Source organism: Candidatus Cyrtobacter comes (assembly GCF_034470605.1).
GTDB lineage: Bacteria > Pseudomonadota > Alphaproteobacteria > Rickettsiales > Midichloriaceae > Cyrtobacter > Cyrtobacter comes.
The window spans coordinates 1-3,771 of record NZ_JARGYT010000105.1; the positions used below are offsets into that span (position 1 = coordinate 1).

The 3,771-nt window shown below is 32.7% G+C and carries 4 protein-coding genes; 2 read left to right on the forward strand and 2 right to left on the reverse strand.

Features of this window, described 5'->3' with window-relative positions:
* A partial coding sequence (locus Cyrtocomes_RS05580; RefSeq protein ID WP_322498204.1) for a hypothetical protein occupies positions 1–684 on the reverse strand: 684 nt, incomplete at its 3' end.
* 457 nt (positions 685–1,141) lie between these two features.
* On the opposite strand from Cyrtocomes_RS05580, the gene Cyrtocomes_RS05585 reads away from it, so the two are divergent.
* Positions 1,142–2,146, forward strand: coding sequence for a ParA family protein (locus Cyrtocomes_RS05585; RefSeq protein ID WP_322498205.1), 1,005 nt, complete (start codon positions 1,142–1,144; stop codon positions 2,144–2,146).
* Positions 2,133–2,978 (forward strand): ParB/RepB/Spo0J family partition protein, encoded by an 846-nt coding sequence (locus tag Cyrtocomes_RS05590; protein WP_322498206.1) that lies wholly within the window; start codon positions 2,133–2,135, stop codon positions 2,976–2,978. The genes Cyrtocomes_RS05585 and Cyrtocomes_RS05590 overlap by 14 nt, the downstream gene beginning before the upstream one ends.
* 66 nt (positions 2,979–3,044) lie before the next feature.
* On the opposite strand, the gene Cyrtocomes_RS05595 is transcribed toward Cyrtocomes_RS05590, so the two are convergent.
* Positions 3,045–3,581: an ATP-dependent DNA helicase gene (locus Cyrtocomes_RS05595; RefSeq protein WP_322498207.1), complete on the reverse strand. Its 537-nt coding sequence runs from the start codon at positions 3,579–3,581 to the stop codon at positions 3,045–3,047.
* Between the last annotated feature and the right edge of the window lie 190 nt (positions 3,582–3,771).

The following is a 3,771-nucleotide window of genomic DNA, read 5'->3' on the forward strand; positions in this document are numbered from 1 at the left end:
CTCCTCAGGTACATCTTGTTGAGGAACTTGTGGTTCTGCTTGCTGTGCTTCCTCTTGTTTGCAAGGCTTATCAGCTTTAACTCCATAACCTCCATTTAGTACCTTTATCACAACATCTTCTCTTGTTAAAAATCCAAACTGTGGCTTAAAGTTCTTGTTTAGTTTACCCATCAGATATCTACTGCTTGCTACACTTTTTGTGTACTTGATCCAGTCTTCCAGGTTATTTTCAAAGTGATCCTTAAGTAAAGTTACTAGGCTTGTTGCTATAAAGTCCGTTAAGATTACTTGCACATTGGGTACATTATCATTCCAAGCTTGGATCATTTGCTGAGCTACTTGTGATTCGCTTGGAGTAGGTTTGACGTCCCTTTCTATAAAATCCAAAATCTCTTCTTCTACATTAGAAGAATTAATTATTGTATAGTTATTAATTGTTATGATCGGCTCATTTTGAACTGATCGATCTGTCCATTTTTTCTTTTTAAAATTTAGAGATCCTTTGGTACTGATATTGGTATATAGTGGGTCATTTAGTATTTCTTGCAACCGCTCTAAATTTACCGAGTACCATTTTGTTTGGTTCCATTTATTGGCATTTACTCTTTTTGATAAAAGCACCCCCATATCTTCAAGATCTTTTATTGTTCTCCTTATCTTTGATTCAGACCAAAAGTGTAACAATTTGTGCCATTCTTTCAGTGAATTATATATCCAACACCCTGATAGACCGTTTACATTTCTACCACATCTTTGAATCCATATTAATAGGGTATTCAGTAACACTGCATACGCATTGTTTCTCAGGAGAAATATATTACTAAACGACTTAGTACTGCACCACATAATAAAAGCAATAAAATTTTATAAGGAGCAGTACATTGACCTAAAGAATCTTTATGCTATATTCTCATTGTGTTTTTGGTGAATATAGTGGGTTTTAGAGATTCATTAGGTAATTTCTTATAGCCCCTTTTCCCAATTATGTTTCTGTTTAGGGAGGCTCACAAAGAGCCACCGTGGCGTACTCCATAAGTGTAACTTTAATACACACATACTTTTTATAGTCAAGAAAAAGTTCATTTTTTTCTAGAAATGTGATATTAAGCGTTTAGTGAACTTTTATAATAAGAGAGTGAGGATGAATATTATGAGTAACCTATATGAGCTAAATGATTTGAAAAATAGGTATAAATTAACCAATATTCAAATATCTAAGATTACAGGATACTCAATAAGTTCTGTTAAAAAGTGGTTTCTAAAAGATGTGGATCAAAATAGGAAGTTAGTACCAGATAGAGCGATTAGATTATTTCGAGAATGGCAAAAAAATCCAGTACTTGCTAATGGGTCTGCAAAAGTTATAGTTATTTCTAATCAAAAAGGTGGGTGCGGAAAAACTACTTTATCTTTGAATTTTGCAAAGATGTTAAGCATGGATGGAAATAAAGTTCTTGCAATAGATAACGATACTCAGGCCAATTTAACATATACTATGCTTGGTGGATTAAATTACCCGCCCCAAGAATCATCTACGTTATTACATTTAGGTAAACACATAGTACCTTCAAAGATATCTGATAGCTTATATTGCATAGGTGCAGATGAGAATTTGATGGATATAGATAAAAAGAGTGCAATAGAAGTACTGTTCAACTTTAGAGATGGGATCCGGAGATTAATTAATGAATACTCTTTTGAATACGTTATTATAGATTCCCCTCCTTCATTGGGGAACATTTTTATTTCTGGATTAATAGCTTCTGATTATATAGTGATACCTGTATATCCTGAGACATATCATATGCAGGGTCTAATTTCCCTGATGCAAAAAATTAGAGTGGCGCAACAACCTGGGTTAAGTCCTAATCTAAAAATTCTTGGTATAATATTGAATAGAGTGAATAAAGGTACCATTGTTACACAAAACATTAGAGAACAATTAATAGAATCTTTTCCAGAATTAGTATTTAGAAATGAGATTTCTCAGTCCACAGCTGTGATAGAAAGCCAAACTCCAAAATATTCTAATTCAATTGTGGAATATGCTAAAATAGAGAAGAGAAAAGGTGAAAAGGTTTCGCAAGAATTTGAGATGGTTTTAAATGAGATGTTAGATAAAATTAAGTATTATGAAGAAAAATAGTAAAGTAGATTTTGGAGATATTTTTAAAACTAATATTTCTATAGATCAAAAAGATATAGTGAATTTAGATGTTTCGAGATGTAGTATTTGGAAATATGCTGATAGGCAAGAATTTGAATTAGGTAACCTTGATGAGTTGGCAAAAGACATCCTAGAAAATGGTCAAATACAACCTATTGTAGTACGGAGGAGTGGTGTGGGTTATGAAGTGATTGCTGGTCAGAGAAGATTGAGAGCCTGTGCGTTAATCAAAACGGAGGTAAGAGCTGTAATAATAGATGTTTGTGATGCTGAGGCGTTTTTTATACAAAATTCTGAAAATATTAAAAAAGATATTTCTGTTTACTCAAAGAGTAGAAGCTATTTTATGATAATGAATGATGAAAAGGTTTCGCAAAAAGAACTTTGTGATAAATTAGGAATCGCAAAAAGTACGCTTAATGAGATTTTAGTATTTAACCATATACCTCAGGTACTTTGGGACAAAGTTGGTGATATGAGTAAAATTTCTATCAGAACTGCAAAATATATAAAAAAGCTACTTGAAGAAGATGCTGATAACTTAAATAAGTTGTTAGATTTGTCAAAAGAAATAAAAAGTGGTGTGGGTGTTAGGTATATTAAGGGGAGAGTTTTTGATGAAAAAGATGATGATGTATATTTTTGTAATAATAATGGAGAAAGGGTAATTAAGATTATAGGTGATAGATTGATGGTGATGAAGCCTTTCCGAAAAGAGGTAGATCTTGTAAGAATAGCGGAAGATAGCTTATCTCTTAAAAGGGAATCTAAGAAAGTTCGGATATCCGAATTATCAAAAGCACAAATATAAGAGAAAATAGTGCATTTAAATCAGCGAGAGTATTATACCATATACCTCTTCTAATTAACACTCTCATCAATTGATATATGGGGTTTTAAGCTGTCTCCTTACCCATAAGCCTTGTACTTGATCCTTTAGCTTTGTATATCTCAGTATGGATTTTTTAGATGTAGACCCTATAACCAAAGCTTTCTTCTCTACAACAAGAATCACAAGCCTTTTACCTCTTGTGATTCCAGTATATATCAAATTCTTTTGTAGCATTAGATAGCTTTGCATAAAAAGTGGTATCACAACTACTGGATACTCTGATCCTTGTGATTTATGTATGGTAGTTGCATAGGCAAGAGTTATTTTATCAAAGTCTGTAAAGTCATACTCCTTAATCTCTCCATCAAACTCTATTTCTGCTATTTGCTCATTAAGGTCTATTTTTCTTATATAACCTATATCACCGTTATAAATCTCTTTATCATAGTCATTTTCTACCTGCATTACTTTATCTCCTATAGCATAGTTTTGCCCGTACTTTGTTATATACTCAGTACTTCCATTTAGAGCTTTTTGAAGCTCGGTATTTAATGCTCTAGCTCCAACTCCGCCTCTTTGCATAGGACAAAGTACCTGTATATCTTTTATAGGATCAACAGAGAGAGATTTTGGTATTTTATGTTTTACAAGATCTACTAGGCACTGTTAACAAAGGTTGTATTTAATAGATGCTAAAGCTATAAAGGCAAGGAAAGAGAGATCGGATTTCTCAAATCGTAATGCTAAGCGTCGATTTTCTTTGAGTTTAGCG